We start from the raw sequence: 15490 nt of genomic DNA on the forward strand, positions 1-15490 counted from the left end.
GCTTCCGATGGCTAGCGACATGCTCTGCTGTCCGGGCGGTACAAGTCGTTTCGACTACGACAGGACCGGTCCCGGTCCTGGTGCCGCAGTGTCCGCCGAGGGGTTCGCGGGGACCGCGTGAACCTGAGGAGCGCCCAGTGACCGATTCGCAGTCGCCCATTCGGACGTATGTGCTCGACACCTCAGTTCTGTTGTCCGACCCGTGGGCGTGCACCCGGTTCGCCGAACACGAAGTGGTGGTACCGCTCGTGGTCATCAGTGAACTGGAAGCCAAACGCCACCATCACGAGTTGGGTTGGTTCGCCCGACAGGCGCTGCGGTTGTTCGACGATCTTCGTCTCGAACACGGTCGGTTGGATCAACCGATTCCTATTGGGACACAGGGCGGCACGCTGAATGTCGAGCTCAATCACAGCGACCCGATGGTGCTGCCGTCGGGGTTCCGCACCGAGAGCAACGACACCAGGATCCTGACGGTCGCGGCCAACCTGGCGGCCGAGGGCAAGCGAGTCACGTTGGTCAGCAAGGACATTCCGCTGCGGGTGAAGGCCGGCGCGGTGGGTCTGCTGGCCGACGAATACCACGCTCAGGACGTCATCACCTCCGGCTGGACGGGCATGACCGAGCTCGATGTCGCGGGCGAGGATGTCGACGCGATCTTCGCAGACGGGGAGATCGACCTCGAAGAGGCGCGTAATCTGCCGTGCCACACCGGTGTTCGGCTGCTTGGCGCCAACTCGAGTGCGCTGGGCCGGGTGAACGCGGACAAGAAGGTCCAGCTGGTGCGCGGTGACCGCGAAGTGTTCGGCCTCCGGGGAAGGTCGGCCGAACAACGCGTGGCGCTGGATCTGCTGCTCGACGAGTCGGTGGGCATCGTGTCGCTGGGCGGCAAGGCGGGCACCGGTAAGTCGGCGCTGGCGCTGTGCGCGGGCCTGGAGGCGGTGCTCGAGCGGCGCACCCAGCGCAAGGTCGTGGTGTTCCGGCCGCTGTACGCGGTCGGCGGGCAGGATCTCGGCTACCTGCCGGGCAGCGAGAGCGACAAGATGGGCCCCTGGGCACAGGCGGTCTTCGACACTCTCGAGGGCTTGGCTTCGCCGGCCGTGCTGGAAGAGGTGCTCTCCCGCGGGATGCTCGAGGTGCTGCCGCTGACGCACATCCGCGGTCGTTCGCTGCACGACTCGTTCGTGATCGTCGACGAGGCGCAGTCGCTGGAGCGCAACGTGCTGCTGACCGTGCTCTCCCGGCTGGGCAGCGGGTCGCGGGTGGTGCTGACCCACGACGTCGCGCAGCGCGACAATCTCCGGGTCGGCCGCCACGACGGTGTGGCGGCAGTGATCGAGAAGCTCAAGGGTCACCCGCTGTTCGCGCACATCACCCTGATGCGTAGCGAACGTTCACCGATCGCCGCACTGGTCACCGAGATGCTCGAGGAGATCAGCCCGAACGCCCTGCCATGAGTGGTTTCGGCGCGGTAATCGTCGCTCAGCGGCGCTTGCCGCGCCGAAATCGCTGAGAAGGCCTCCCAGGGTCGGGCCGGTAAACTCAGCCGAGTGCGCCGCCCTCCCGACAGTCTGTCCTGGTCCTATCTGCGGACAGTGATCGGTGTCTGCGCGGGTGTGGCGGTCGTCGTGATCGGCGGTTTCACCGGCCATGTCAAGGTGGCCAAAGCTGACGCTGTCGACTGCTCGGTGGTCAAGTGTGTGGCGCTGACCTTTGACGACGGGCCATCGCCGTACACCGACCGACTGCTGGGCATCCTCAACGACAACGACGCCAAGGCCACGTTCTTCGAGATCGGCAACAAGGTCGCGGCCAACCCGGCCGGCGCCAAACGGGTCGTCGACGCGGGCATGGAGCTGGGCAGTCACACCTGGGAACACCCGAACATGACGGCGATCCCGCCCGAGGACGTGCCTGCCCAATTCAGCAAGGCCAACGACGCGATCAAGGCCGCCACCGGCCAGACCCCGGTGCTGTGGCGGCCGGCGGGCGGGTTGACCAACGACGCGGTCAACAAGGTGGCCGCGCAGTACGGGCTGGCCGCCATCCTGTGGGACGTGATCCCGTTCGACTGGATGAACGACTCGAATACCGCGGCCACCCGCTACATGCTGATGACCCAGATCAAGCCCGGCTCGGTGGTGCTCTTCCACGACACCTATTCCTCCACCGTCGATCTGGTCGAGCAGTTCATCCCGGTGCTCAAGGCCAACGGCTACCACCTGGTGACCGTGAGCCAGCTGCTCGGCCCGCGCGCGCCGGGCAGCGTGTACGGCTCGCGGGACAACGGTCCGCCCGCCAACATGTTGCAGGACATCCCGGCCGCCGATATCCCGACGCTGCCCGCGACCCCGTCGCCCAAGCCGATGCCGAACATTCCGATCACCGACATCCCCGGGGCCAATTCCGGCGGGTCCAATAACGGCGCTTAGTGCATACCGCCACCTCGTTCGTCCTGACCCTGCTGGTCCTGGGCTATGCCGTGGTGTCCGGCCTGGTCAATCGCTGGTACGTCGCGCCCGCGCTGATCTTCGTCGGGCTCGGAATGTTGTTCGGGCCCTTCGGTTTCAACCTGCTGGCTGCCGGTCCGGGTGCTGACGGCTACACGGTACTGGCGCAGCTGGCGCTGACGGTGATCCTGTTCAACCAGGCCGCCAAATTGGATCCGGCCAAGGTGTTTCGGCGCGGGCACGTGACGTTCCGGCTCCTGGTGATCGGGATACCGCTGACGATCGTCCTCGCGACGCTGACGGCGGCGGTGCTGTTGCCCGTGTTGCCGTGGTGGGAGGCGGTGTGCCTGGCCGCGATCGTGGCACCCACCGAGGTCGCACTGATCGATGCGCTGTTGGAGGACAAGCGGATTCCCGATCGGGTGCGTAACGCGCTGTCGGTGGAGAGCGGTTTCTACGACGGCTTCGCGCTGGCGGTCCTGCTGGCCGCGCTGGCGTTGGCGTCGGCGCGCGCCGACCAGCATCCGCGCGATTGGACGTGGTTCGTCGTGCGCACCGAGGTGGTCTCACTGGTCATCGGCGCGGTGATCGGGTTGCTCGGCGCAGTGCTGATCGCGTGGTCGCGACGGCGGAGCTGGATGAGCGACACCTGGGCACAGCTGGCCACCTTGGCCGTCGCGTTGATCTGCTTCGAGTTCGGTGAGCGCGTGCACGCCAGCGGGTTCGTCGCCGCGTTCACCGGCGGTCTGGCGTTCGCGGTGGTGGCGCGGCGCAGCAATACCCAAGTCTCGAGCCAGGTTTCGGACGCCACCGGGCAACTGCTGGAGCTGTTGGTGTTCGCCATGTTCGGCGCGTTCGCGGTGATCGACGCCTGGCAGCACACCAGCTGGCGGGTGGTGCTGTTCTGTGTCGTGGCCCCGTTCGGAGTGCGGATGGTCGCGGTGCTGGTGGCGCTGATCCGCACCGACTTGCCCGGTTACAGCCGGGTTTTCATCGGCTGGTTCGGGCCGCGGGGGATCGGCACCGTGGTGCTCGGCCTACTGGTGATCGAGCGCGGCGACATCGAGCACGCCGACCTGCTGACGCAGGCCGGCGTGATCGCGGTGACCATGAGCCTTGTGCTGCACAGTATTACGGCACCGCTGGGGATTCGCCGCTACGGCGCAAAGGCCGACCTGTCCGACTAAGCCGGGCCGGCGCCGTCGCCGCCACTGCCGCCGGCGCCACCGGTTCCGCCGTTGGCGCCATTGTGGTTGTTGCCCGGGTTCGTTCCGTTGCCGCCGTTGCCGGGCGTCGCGCCGCTGCTGCCGGCACCGCCTCCGCCACCGGCGCCACCGGTTCCGCCGTTGGCGCCGGTCCCGCCTGCGCCGGTCGAGCCGCCGGTACCGCCGGTGCCACCCTTGCCGCCCTTACCGCCTGCGCCGGTCGAGCTCGTCCCGCCCTGACCGCCCTGACCGGCGGTGCCGGCGGTGCCTCCGGCAGCGCCCGCACCCGTACCGCCCTGACCGCCGGTTCCGCCTTGACCGCCTTGGCCACCCGTGCCGCCGGTCGTGCTGCCGGTTCCGCCCTTACCGCCCTTGCCACCAGCGCCGCCGGTTCCTCCCACACCGTTCGTGCCGAGGTTCGGAGCGCCGGTTCCGCCTTGACCGCCTTGGCCGCCCGTGCCGCCGACCACGCCTGCGCCGCCATTGCCGCCGTCGGCACCGTTGCCGCCGGGCACCGCGGGATCGTTGCTTGCGACGCCGTCTCCGCCGACGCCACCGCCGCCGCCGTTCCCGTTCGCCCCGTTGCCGCCGAAGAATCCGCCGCCCGTGCCGCCGGCACCCGCGTCGCCGCCGTCACCGCCGACACCGGGTGGGACGACTCCCGACGGATTGCTGTAGCCGCCACCGCCCAGACCGCCGGTGCCGCCGGCCCCGCCGGCTCCGAAGAAGAATCCGCCGCGTCCGCCGTTGCCGCCGGCTCCGCCCTTGCCACCGGTGACCGACGAGATGATGCCCGTGGTGCCGGCGCCGCCCTGGCCGCCTTGGCCGCCGGTGCCGAAGAAGAGTCCGCCGTCGCCGCCGTTGCCGCCGGCTTGGCCGGCAGCACCCTGGCCGCCGTCGCCGCCCGCGCCGAAGAACAGCCCGCCGTTGCCGCCGTTTCCTCCGTTGAGGCCGTCCCCGCCGCGGCCGAACAGAATGCCGGCGTTGCCACCATTGCAAGCGGTTCCCGTGCAGCCGATTTGGGCGTTGACTCCGTCGCCGATCAACCAGCCACCCGTGCCGAAGGGCCGGAAGAGGTCGAAACCGTTGACGTTGACGGCGGCCGCGAGAGCGGTGGGCGTGAAGGAGGTGCCGATCAATGAGCTGTTGGTGTTGTCCAGGAACCACAGGTCCGTCGAGGGTGCCAGCGGCACGTCGAAGGACGCCAACTGCACCTCGGGGGAGGCCGTTGGTGGAGTCGCCATGCCCGGAGACAACGCAAGCGCGACGCCGATACTCACCATCGCGGTTCCGCCGAGCCCGGCGGTGATGATCTTGCGGTGTGTGGACATGTGAACCCCCCTTTGGCGAAGCCGCCGCGCAATGCCGAGTGTTTGCTGACAGCAGATGGCTCAATGTAGGCGTTTGCTGACGAGGTGGTCAAGGCTTTTCAGTAACATTGGTTATGGGACGTTTGCGATCGAAATCTGTCGAGATCAAACCATCAAATTGACGCGCGGACAGGAAATTTCGTCTGTCCTCATTGAATCGTGCGGCTCATTCGCAATTGCGAGACAGGTTTGCCAGATATGGGAATGGTGCTTCAGGGTGTTAGCTGGCGCGGGAGGGCAACAGCACCGCAGCCAGCACCGAGATAACCGAAACGCCGATCAGGTACGCGGCGATCGAGTCGCTGGTTCCGGTGGCCTTGTAGAGCGCCACCGCGATGGTCGGGGCGAATGCCGAACCCACCACCTGGGACAGCGTGTAGCCGACCGACACCGCGCTGTAGCGGACGTCGGCGTCGAACACCAGGCTGAACAGTGAGCCCGTCACGCCGGCGGCCGGTGCCATCGCCAGCCCGAAGATGAGCACGAGCGCGACCATGAACAGTCCGGCTTTGCCGGTGTTGATCAGGGCGAAGATCGGCAGCACCGCCAGGCCCATGGCCACCACACCGCCGACGAACACCGGCTTGCGACCCACCCGGTCCGACAGCGCACCGAAGAGGGGATAGGCCACGACGGCGACCACCGCGGCGACGAAAACCCCGAACAGGGCATCGGTTCGGGGAATCTTGGCGACGGTCGTGCCGTACGAGACCAGGTAGGCCACGCAGATGTAGGCGAACACGCCCTGGGACAGGTAGGCGCCGGCGACGAGCAGGATCTGGCGCCAGTGCCTGCGGAACGCCTCCACGACCGGGAGTCGCTGCACCGCCGAACGCTGTTGTACCGCAGCGAAATCCGGGCTCTCGGTCAGTGACAGCCGGATCGCCAGCCCGATTGCGATCAGGATCGCGCTGGCCAGGAACGGAATTCGCCAACCCCAGGCCAGGAACTGCGCGTCCGGCAGGCGGGAGACGGCATAGAACGCGAGGGTGGCGATCGCGGTGCCGGCAGGCGCGCCCATCTGTGGAAAGGCGCCGTAGAACCCCTTGCGCTCCGGTGGCGCGTGCTCGACGGCCATCAGCGTGGCCCCGCCCCACTCGCCGCCGACGGCGAAGCCTTGCAGCAGGCGCAGCAGGGTCAACAGGATCGGGGCCGCGACTCCGAGCTGTGCGTAGGTCGGCAGCAGGCCCATCGCGACGGTCGAAACACCCATCAGCAGAAGCGAATACACGAGCATCCGCTTGCGGCCGACGCGATCGCCGAAGTGGCCGAACACGACACCACCCAGGGGCCGGGCGATGAACCCGACCCCGAAGGTGGCGAACGAGAGCAGGACGCCGGTCGCCGGAGACGCGCTGGGGAAGAACAGCTTCGGAAACACCAGTGCAGCAGCGGTGCCGTAGATCAGAAAGTCGTAGAACTCGACTGTCGTACCGACGAAGCTGGCCAGCGCGGCCCGGCGCGGCGTCATCGGCGGTTAGTCGCCGTCTTTGACTTTCGCCATGGCGAGCACGTCGAGGCGCTTGTCGAGCTCCTCTTCGGAGAGCTTGTCGCCGATCAGGCCGCGGTCGATGACCGTCTGCCGGATCGTCTTCTTCTCCTTGAGGGCCTGCTTGGCGACCTTGGCGGCCTCCTCGTAGCCGATCGCCGAGTTCAGCGGCGTCACGATCGAGGGGGAGGACTCGGCCAGCTCGCGCAGGTGCTCCTCGTTGGCGATCAGGCCGTCGATGCACTTGGCGGCGAACAACTTCGACACGTTGGCCAGCAGCGTGAACGACTCGAGCAGGTTGCGCGCCATCATCGGGATGTACACGTTCAGCTCGAACGCGCCCGACAGCCCGCCGACGGTGATGGCGGCGTCGTTGCCGATGACCTGAGCGGCCACCTGGGTGACGGCTTCAGGCAGCACGGGGTTGACCTTGCCCGGCATGATCGAGCTACCCGGCTGCAGGTCGGGCAGCTGAATCTCGCCCAAGCCGGTCAGCGGACCAGAGCCCATCCACCGGACGTCGTTGGCGATCTTGGTGAGCGAGGCGGCAATCGTCTTCAGTGCGCCGGACGCCTCGACCAGCCCATCGCGGGCGGCCTGAGCTTCGAAAGAATCTTTGGCCGTGCTCAATTCGGCCAAGCCGGTCTCCGACACGAGCACCTCGACCACCTTGGCGCCGAAACCGTCGGGGGCATTCAGTCCGGTGCCGACGGCGGTGCCGCCGATCGCCAGCTCGCCCAGTCGGGGCAGGGTGGCCTTCACCCGCTCGATGCCGGCTTCGACCTGGCGGGCGTAGCCGCCGAACTCCTGGCCCAGGGTCACCGGGACGGCGTCCATCAGGTGGGTACGGCCGGACTTGACGACCGTGCGCCACTGGCGGGCCTTGTTGGTCAGCGACTCGTGGAGCACCTCGAGCGACGGAATCAGTTGGCGCACAGCCGCTTCCGTCGCCGCGATGTGGGTGGAGGTGGGGAAGGTGTCGTTGGAGCTCTGCGACATGTTCACGTCGTCGTTGGGGTGCACCGTCACACCGTTGCGCTCGCAGATCGAGGCGATCACCTCGTTGGCGTTCATGTTGGAACTGGTGCCCGAGCCGGTCTGGAACACGTCGATCGGGAAGTGCTCGTCGTGCAGCCCGTCGGCGATCTCACCGGCTGCGGCGATGATCGCGTCGGCCTTCTCCGCCGAGAGCTTGCCCAGATCCTTGTTCACCTGCGCACAGGCGCCCTTCAGCAGCGCCATCGCGCGAATCTGGTTGCGGTCCAGCCCGCGGAACGAGATCGGGAAGTTCTCGACGGCCCGCTGAGTCTGGGCTCGCCACAGGGCTTTTGCCGGAACCCGGACCTCGCCCATGGTGTCGTGCTCGATGCGGTATTCGCCCTCGACAGCACTGTCGGTCATCAAACGCCTTTCTTAGGGGAGTGGATATGCAGCGGTCTTGTCCCCGGTGAAATCCACCGCGGAGTATTCGTTGAGCTTCGAAAGCCGGTGGTACGCCTCGATCATCCGGACGGTGCCGGACTTGGATCGCATGACGATCGACTGGGTGGTGGCCCCGCCGCCGGAGTACTGGACGCCCTTGAGGAGGTCGCCGTCGGTGACGCCGGTCGCGGAGAAGAAGACGTTCTCACCGGAGACAAGGTCCTCGGTGAACAGCACTCGGTCGAGGTCGTAACCCCGGTCGATCGCCTTCTGCTTCTCATCGTCGTCGGTGGGGGCGAGCTTGGCCTGGATGGCGCCGCCCATGCAGCGGATGGCGGCGGCGGCGATGATGCCCTCCGGGGTGCCACCGATACCGGCGAGCAGGTCGGTGCCCGAGTTCGGTCGGCAGGCCGAGATGGCGCCGGCGACGTCGCCGTCGGAGATCAGCCGGATCCGGGCACCCGCGTCGCGCACGTCGGCGATCAGCTGGGCGTGCCGCGGGCGATCCAGGATGCAGACCGTGAGGTCGGCGACGCTGGAGTTCTTCACCTTGGCGACGCGCTTGATGTTCTCGGCGATCGGCGCGGTGATGTCGATGACGTCGGCGGCGTCCGGTCCGACGGCGATCTTGTGCATGTAGAACACCGCAGACGGGTCGAACATGGCGCCGCGCTCGGCGACCGCGAGCACCGAGATGGCGTTGGGCATGCCCTTGCTCATCAGGGTGGTGCCGTCCACCGGGTCGACGGCGAAGTCGCAGTCCGGCCCGTCGCCGTTGCCCACCTCTTCGCCGTTGTAGAGCATCGGGGCGTTGTCCTTCTCGCCCTCGCCGATGACCACGACGCCGCGCATCGAGACCGAGTTGACCAGCTCACGCATGGCGTCGACGGCCGCGCCGTCGCCGCCCTCCTTGTCACCCCGGCCCACCCAGCGGCCGGCGGCCATAGCGCCTGCTTCGGTGACCCGAACCAGTTCGAGGGCGAGGTTGCGATCGGGAGCTTCACGGCGACGGGCGTCTGGCATGGCTGAGATTGTCCCAGAAGCCGGCCGGCAGTCCAGACCTGGGATACTGGCTGGCGTGAGCACCCCGTCAGAGGCAGGCGTCCCGCCCAAGGAGGCCAAGCCACGGCTGCTCCAGGACGGTCGCGACATGTTCTGGTCCTTGGCCCCGCTGATCCTGGCGTGCATCGTGCTCGCGGGCCTGGTGGGGATGTGTTCGGTGCGGCCCAGCAGCCCCAAGGACGGGGCGCCGCCGCCGTATGACGCGACTGCCGCGTTGAATGCGGACGCCGAGGCGCTGGAGATTCCGATCCGGCTGCCGCAGCTTCCCACCGGGTGGGTGGCCAATTCCGGCAAGCGCGGCGGCATCGAGGCCGGGCGCACCGACGGCAAGGGCCAGCGTCAACGGGCCGTGTTCTCGACCATCGGCTATTTGGCCGCGTCCAAGATGTACGTGAGCCTCACTCAGAGCAATGCCGACGAGCAGGCGCTGGTCGGCTCGATCCACTCGTCGATGTATCCGACGGGTGCGCAGGACGTGGACGGCGTGAAGTGGATCGTCTACGAGGGCGGCGAGGGCACCGAGCCGGTGTGGACCACCCGGCTGGACAGCTCGGCCGGGCCCGCTCAGGTGGCCATCACGGGAGCGGGCAGCACCTCGGACTTCCGTACGCTTGCCGTTGGCACGCAGACGCAGAAACCCCTGCCGCCTGGCCGATAGGAGACGTCAATGCCCGGACCCGAAGCCGACCTCACCGGATGGGTCGCGGCGCCGTTCAGCGCGGCCGGCTTCACCCATGACGTCTATCGCAAGGGCTCGGGACCCGGTGTCGTACTGATCCCGGAGATCCCCGGCATCCATCCGGGTGGTCTGGCGTTGGGAAATTATCTGGTGGACAACGGTTTCACTGTCGCGATGCCGTCGCTGTTCGGAACCCCCGGGGCGCCGGCGCGCGGTCCGATGATGGTGCCGACGTTGGCGCGCGCGTGTGTGACGAAGGAATTCGCGGCGTTCGCGACCAACAAGAACCGGCCGGTGACCAACTATCTGCGGGCATTGGCTCGAGACCTGAAGGAGAAGGCCGGCGGCAAGGGTGTGGGGGTGATCGGGCAGTGCTTCACCGGCGGGTTCGCGCTGGCCGCCGCCGTCGACGACAGTGTGCTGGCCTCGGTGCTCAGCCAGCCGTCGGTGCCGATCGGATTGACCCTGAAGGCCAAGCGTGACCCGGGGATGTCCGAGGGGGAGTTGCAGGTGATCGAGAAGCGGGCCGCCGAGGAGGGCCTGTGCGCGATGGGCCTGCGATTCAGTGAGGATCCGATGTCACCGCCCGAGCGGTTCAAGACGCTCAAGGACCGACTCGGGGACGCGTTCGAGGTCATCGAACTGGACTCGTCGAAGGGCAACAAGGACGGCTTCGGCCGGATCGCGCATTCGGTGCTCGCTCTCGAAGTGCGCGAACAAGAGGGGCATCCGGCGTTCGAGGCGCGCAAGCGGGTCGTGCAGTTCCTGAAGGAACAGCTGACGTAGTCACTCGCGTTCGATCGTTCTGAGTCCGTGGGCGGGCGTCCACCATTCGATGACCAGCAGCGTGGCTTCGGGGTTGAGGTGCGTGAGCACGACTTCGGTGATGTCGGCGCGGAAGGCGTCGCCGTCGGGGCCGTCGACGATCGGGCCAGAATGGATTGCCCGCCCGGCGATTTTGGCCTCGCCCGGCCACTGAGCCTCTTCGCCTTCGACGGGGTCGACGGTGGCGCTGTGCAATGCGAAGCGCGGATCGCGGCGTAGGTCGGAACCCTTGCGGGCGTTGGGCATTGAGCCGAAGCTGACCTCGCCATCCTCGAACGTGGTCTCGATGCCGGAGATGCGGGGCGAGCCGTCGGCGCGCAGGGTGGCGATGGTCTTGTGCTTGTGCGCGTCGAACAGCGCCTGCACGCGTTGGGCGAATTCGGGTTCTGCGGCTTGAACATCACGCCACGTCGTCATGATGTCACCGCCGAGAGTCGCCATTCGCCGGGAACGCCCTTGAGTTCGTGGGTCCCGCGGTCCTCGAATTCCAGACCCGATCCGATCACCAAGTCCCGCAACGTACTTGAGACCAGGACGTCGTTCGGTCCCGCCTTCGCGCTCACGCGAGCACCGATGTGGACACCGATACCGCCGATGTCGTCGCCGCGGACTTCGCACTCGCCGGTGTGCAGGCCGGCCCGCACCTGGATACCGAGCGCGTGCACCGCGTCGCGAATTGCCATGGCGCAGCGAATCGCTCGCTGGGGACCGTCGAACATGGCCAGGAAGCTGTCGCCGGACGTGCTGACCTCGCGGCCCCGGAAGCGGGCGAGCTGTGCACGCACGACTGCATCGTGGGCGTCGAGCAGTGCACGCCAGTCCCGGTCGCCCATCTGCGCCGCGCGCCGGGTCGAATCGACGATGTCGGTGAACAGCACGGTGGCCAGAACACGGTCGTCGGCGACGTCGGGCTGATGGCCGGTGAGGAACGTCGCGATCTCGTCGAAGGAATCGCGCCACGGTTCGACGACGTGGTAGAGGTTTCGCCCGAGCAGTTCAACGAATTTCGAGCCTTCGATGTAATCGGCGACAGCCTTGCCTCTCTCGGGCGGGATGAAGGGATCGTTGCGGTGGTGGATCAGGAGCGTGGGGACACGGACGGCCGGAAAGATGGCGTGCGCGTTCGCCTCGGTGAGAAGCGGCAACATGACTTCCGCAGTGCGTGGGCTCGCCGCGAGGCGTTCGTGTCGTGCCCACGCGGCCCGGATTTCCTCATTCCACGGCATATCCGGATTGATCAGGTGCTCCAATTCACCGGTTCCCCACATGGCCGCGGCCGTGGCAACGATGTCCTGCATCGATTCCGTCCGGTTCAAGCCATCTGGGGTGCTTTCCGGCAAGACCAGTGCGGTCGTGCGGGACGGATACGTCGCGGCGAACAACGCGGCAGTGTGGATCGCGCCTGCGTAGGCGACCAGTGTTGCGTCCGAGACGTCGAGGGCGTCCAGCACCGCCGTGATGCTGTCGGTCCATTGCTCCAAGGTGGGCATTGCACCCGGCTCGAGAGGATCGGACGCTCCGCTGCCCGGTTGATCGAACAAGATCAGGCGGCCCAGCGATGTCATCGCCTCCATCCAGCCCTGAACGCCGGGCAGGTCGGGAAAGACTTCGCAGTTCGTGAACCAGTTCGGGACGAACACGATGTCGCGCTCGCCCTTGGGTGATGCGCGATAGGCGACACGCAAATCTCCGTTCATCGCATAGCGCGTTTCGGAGAACACGGCGGAATTCTAGGCCGCGGGAGGCCTACGAGGACGGCGTTGCGATGACGGCGGTCGCGTGGTTTTCCGCGTCCACTCCGTCGGCGCCGACGACCCGCTCCAGGCGCGCGCGCAACTCGGCTTGTGTCTGCTCGTCGAGGGTGAGCACGTTCGAATGGGTGAACACCATGCGCACCCAGTCGTCGCCGGGATAGTGCCGGTGTTCGTCTACGTGGCGACGTTCGACGGCGTAGCCATGGTCCGCGAATGTTGTTGGTAGATCATCACTGTGGACGGCGTCGATTGGACGCCGCTCCGAACTACCGAGTAAACCGGTGAATGCCTTGTCCAGCTCTGCCCGGCTTGGCGCGATGGGGGTTATCCGGTTCGACAGCAGGGCGAGGTGTCCGGCGGGGGTGAGGATCGATGCGACCTTGTCCAGCGCGGAGTGCGGCTCAACCCAGTGGAATGACTGGGCGAAGACCACGAGATCGAACAGTCTGTCGCCGGGATCCCAGTCCTCGAATGTCGCCTGCTCCACTCGGATGCCGTTGGCTTCAGCAACGTGTGCCATACGAGGGTCGGGCTCGATCGCGAGAACCTCAGCTCCCGCGTCGCGCAGTTGCACCGACGCGATCCCGGTTCCCGCCCCGACGTCGAGGACACGCATACCGTCGCGCTCGACCAGTCCGGCGATCAGGCTATGCGGGTAGCGCGGGCGGTAGCGGTGGTAACTGTCCGCGGCCACACCGAACGCGCCGGCCCGGCGGCGGTTGGTATGGGTTGGTTGATCCATGCATCCAGGATGCGCCGATCGATTGGGAGAAAACTGTCACCCAGTCGACGTACTATCGAACATATGTTCGGAGGAAGTCAGTATCACGAGTACTGGGAGCCGTCCCCCACGGACGAGTCACGTGCGCTGCTGACCAGCATTTGCACTTCCGCACGAACGGAAAACCAGGGGGCGGCCCGCCGGCTCCTCTCGGTCGCCGAGTTGTTTGAGCTTCGTCGTCGCGAACGTGGCGAGCGTGAAACCTGGGCGGTGGACACCTGGGCCGCGGTGGGCGCCGAATTGGCTGCCGCGCTTCGCGTCAGCGTCGGCAAGGCCGGCGGCTTCATGACCAACGGACTGGCGATGAGGCAGCTGCCCGAAGTCGCGGCGGTGTTCCTCGCCGGCGACATCGATATGCAGATGTTCCAGACGGTCGTGTTCCGTACAGGCCTCATCACCGATGCCGCAATCTTGGCTGAGGTCGACCGCCAGCTGGCCGCCCGTGCGGCCCGGTGGCCGTCGATGACGGACGGGAAGCTGGCTTCCGAGATCGATCGCGTTGTGATCAAGCACGACCCCGATGCCGTGCGGCGCCGCCGCCAGCGGGCCAAGGATCGTGAAGTGATCGTCGGCGACGATATGGATGGCTGCACCGAAGTCATCGCGCGTGTGTTGTCCACCGACGCGCAGGCATTCGACCAACGGCTCGATGCGCTGGCGAAGACGGTCTGCGAGGCCGATCCGCGGACTCTCGCTCAGCGCCGCGCCGACGCCTATGGTGCGCTGGCTGCGCGCGCCGACCGGTTGGCCTGCCAGTGCGGTGATCCGAACTGCCCCGCGGCCGACAAGCCGGCCCCAGCGCCGGTCGTCATCCACGTCGTCGCCGAGGAAGCCACCCTGCGGGGACGCTCGGACACACCGGCATACGTATTGGGTTCCGACACATTGATTCCGGGCGAGCTGCTGATCGAGCTGGCGAAGCAGGCTCGGCTCAGCCCGCTGATCCACCCCGCCGATCTTTCGGCTGAGCCTGGGTACCGCCCGTCGCGTGGGTTGGCCGACTTCATCCGTGCCCGCGACCTCACCTGCCGCGGCCCGGGCTGCGACAAGCCCGCCACGCAGTGCGATCTGGACCATACGATCCCGCACGGTCCGACCCATGCCGGCAACGTGAAATGTCTCTGCCGCCGATGCCACATTCTGAAGACCTTCTGGGGCTGGCGTGACAAACAATTGGCGGACGGCACGGTCATCTGGACCCTGCCCGGCAACCAGACCTACGTCACCACGCCGGGCAGTGCCCTGTTGTTCCCGAGTCTGATGGCTCCGACCCCCGCTCCCGAAGCCCGCCCGGCAACCGAAGCCGACGGCGATCGCACCGTCCGGATGCCGCGACGCAAGACGACTCGGGCACAGAATCGGGCCAAGTACGTCGCGGCCGAGCGCAGCCGCAATCGGGAGCTGCGACGTGCCCGCCACCACGTCTTGTTGGGCTCCTCGCGGCCAGCAAACGACCACGACCCGCCGCCTTTTTAAGCGCCCTGGCAAAGGGCTGTGCTTTTGACGGGGTCCATATAGCATTCCCGGCGTGACCACGACCCCTGTTGAGCCGGCGACCCCGGCTCCCGCCGCCAAGCGCGGTAAGACCGTCGGCATCCTCGTGGTGCTGGTGGTGGTGCTTGCCTACATCGTCACGTTGTTCGGCTATTGGTGGCTGTCCGGCTCAGCCAAGGAGTTAGAGGCGTCGGGCGAAGGCAATGGATCAGAGACAACAGTCCTGATCACGCTGCAGACCCTGCGCACCGTCGACTACAAGGTCGACGCGAAAGTGCTTGTCATCCCGGCGGACTCGTTGGTCGACGAGAAGCTGGATGTTCTCAAGGAAGACATCGCGGTCCGGTTACACCCGTGGAACTCCTTGGGAGACTTGAAGTATCCGGCAGGTGCGTCACCGGCAGAGGTGAGCACGACCATCGATGTCGACGGCGATGTGAACACCTGGCCGTTCGATCGGTACCAGACCCAGGGCATCAGCGCCGACATCCTGGTCGGTGAGGGTGAGGATCGCAAGATCATCCCGGCCAAGGTCGAGATTGCCGGCGCCCTGCAGGGCTGGGATCTTTCCAGCGAGCAGGTTCCGCCCTCTCCGAACGCCAAGGGCGACGGCGACGCCACCCAGGTCACCTTCAGCCGCGCGCTCGGCCCGCTGGCGTTCGACCTCGGCATCGTTATCGTCCTGCTCACGCTGCCGACCATCGCGATCTTCACCTCGATACTGGTGATCACCAGGCGCAAGCAATTCCAGATGCCGTTCGCAACCTGGTATGCCGCAATGCTCTTCGCGATCGTGCCGCTGCGCAACATCCTGCCCGGCGCACCGCCGCCAGGCGCCTGGATCGACATGGCCCTAGTGCTGTGGGTGATCGTCGCTCTGGTCGCCGCGATGGTGATGGTCGTCATCTCCTGGTTCAAACAGGTCGACTAGTCTTCGGCCGCGTCGCCGTCCGCAGCTG

General features: G+C 66.9%; 13 protein-coding genes and 1 pseudogene. 7 read left to right on the plus strand and 7 right to left on the minus strand.

All coding sequences use genetic code 11. The features are described from left to right. Positions 1-158: 158 nt before the first annotated feature. The 3 genes from phoH2 to EV580_RS24745 all read left to right on the plus strand — a co-directional run bounded on the left by phoH2 (position 159) and on the right by EV580_RS24745 (position 3637). Positions 159-1457, plus strand: a complete 1299-nt coding sequence (phoH2, locus tag EV580_RS24735) for an RNA 5'-3' helicase PhoH2 (protein WP_502703946.1) — start codon at positions 159-161, stop codon at positions 1455-1457. Between the two features lie 93 nt (positions 1458-1550). Then, positions 1551-2432: a polysaccharide deacetylase family protein gene (locus EV580_RS24740; RefSeq protein ID WP_133694496.1), complete on the plus strand. Its 882-nt coding sequence runs from the start codon at positions 1551-1553 to the stop codon at positions 2430-2432. Further along, positions 2432-3637 (plus strand): cation:proton antiporter, encoded by a 1206-nt coding sequence (locus EV580_RS24745; RefSeq protein WP_133694497.1) that lies wholly within the window; start codon positions 2432-2434, stop codon positions 3635-3637. Before EV580_RS24740 ends, EV580_RS24745 begins: the two co-directional genes overlap by 1 nt. Here the strand turns inward: EV580_RS24745 and EV580_RS34680 are convergent. From EV580_RS34680 to glpX, 4 genes and pseudogenes are all read right to left on the minus strand, one after another. Continuing rightward, a pseudogene (locus EV580_RS34680) lies at positions 3634-4302 on the minus strand (hypothetical protein); the annotation flags it as partial. The gene EV580_RS24745 and the pseudogene EV580_RS34680 overlap by 4 nt on opposite strands. Before the next feature lie 943 nt (positions 4303-5245). After that, positions 5246-6496, minus strand: coding sequence for an MFS transporter (locus EV580_RS24755; protein ID WP_133694501.1), 1251 nt, complete (start codon positions 6494-6496; stop codon positions 5246-5248). Between the two features lie 6 nt (positions 6497-6502). Then, positions 6503-7915 carry a class II fumarate hydratase gene (locus EV580_RS24760; RefSeq protein WP_133694502.1) on the minus strand — a complete coding sequence of 471 codons (1413 nt, stop codon included), beginning with the start codon at positions 7913-7915 and terminating at the stop codon, positions 6503-6505. Positions 7916-7927: 12 nt separating this feature from the next. Beyond that, a complete protein-coding gene (gene glpX, locus EV580_RS24765) occupies positions 7928-8959 on the minus strand; it encodes a class II fructose-bisphosphatase (RefSeq protein ID WP_133694504.1) in 1032 nt (343 codons plus the stop codon). Between glpX and EV580_RS24770 the strand changes: the two genes are divergently transcribed. Together EV580_RS24770 and EV580_RS24775 are read left to right on the plus strand one after the other, a co-directional pair. Next, complete coding sequence (locus EV580_RS24770; protein WP_183508224.1) at positions 8958-9656, plus strand: DUF4245 domain-containing protein; 699 nt, start codon at positions 8958-8960, stop codon at positions 9654-9656. The genes glpX and EV580_RS24770 overlap by 2 nt on opposite strands. A 9-nt stretch (positions 9657-9665) precedes the next feature. After that, positions 9666-10463 (plus strand): dienelactone hydrolase family protein, encoded by a 798-nt coding sequence (locus tag EV580_RS24775; protein ID WP_133694506.1) that lies wholly within the window; start codon positions 9666-9668, stop codon positions 10461-10463. Here EV580_RS24775 and EV580_RS24780 read toward each other — a convergent pair whose 3' ends face one another. Genes EV580_RS24780 through EV580_RS24790 form a run of 3 tightly spaced genes read right to left on the minus strand, consistent with a single transcriptional unit; the run spans position 10464 to position 12998 of the window. After that, positions 10464-10919 carry a pyridoxamine 5'-phosphate oxidase family protein gene (locus tag EV580_RS24780; protein ID WP_133694507.1) on the minus strand — a complete coding sequence of 152 codons (456 nt, stop codon included), beginning with the start codon at positions 10917-10919 and terminating at the stop codon, positions 10464-10466. It lies immediately after the preceding gene. After that, entirely contained in the window at positions 10916-12223 is a 1308-nt protein-coding gene (locus EV580_RS24785) for an adenylate/guanylate cyclase domain-containing protein (protein ID WP_133694509.1), read from the minus strand. Before EV580_RS24785 ends, EV580_RS24780 begins: the two co-directional genes overlap by 4 nt. Positions 12224-12248: 25 nt before the next feature. Beyond that, positions 12249-12998, minus strand: coding sequence for a class I SAM-dependent methyltransferase (locus EV580_RS24790; RefSeq protein ID WP_133694511.1), 750 nt, complete (start codon positions 12996-12998; stop codon positions 12249-12251). A 63-nt stretch (positions 12999-13061) separates the two neighbouring features. On the opposite strand from EV580_RS24790, the gene EV580_RS24795 reads away from it, so the two are divergent. Both EV580_RS24795 and EV580_RS24800 read left to right on the plus strand, forming a co-directional pair. After that, positions 13062-14513 carry an HNH endonuclease signature motif containing protein gene (locus tag EV580_RS24795; RefSeq protein WP_133694513.1) on the plus strand — a complete coding sequence of 484 codons (1452 nt, stop codon included), beginning with the start codon at positions 13062-13064 and terminating at the stop codon, positions 14511-14513. A 52-nt stretch (positions 14514-14565) separates the two neighbouring features. Further along, positions 14566-15462: a DUF4436 domain-containing protein gene (locus EV580_RS24800; protein ID WP_133694514.1), complete on the plus strand. Its 897-nt coding sequence runs from the start codon at positions 14566-14568 to the stop codon at positions 15460-15462. Positions 15463-15490 lie beyond the last annotated feature (28 nt).

Origin of the sequence: Mycobacterium sp. BK086, from assembly GCA_004362315.1 — a bacterium.
Lineage (GTDB): Bacteria > Actinomycetota > Actinomycetes > Mycobacteriales > Mycobacteriaceae > Mycobacterium.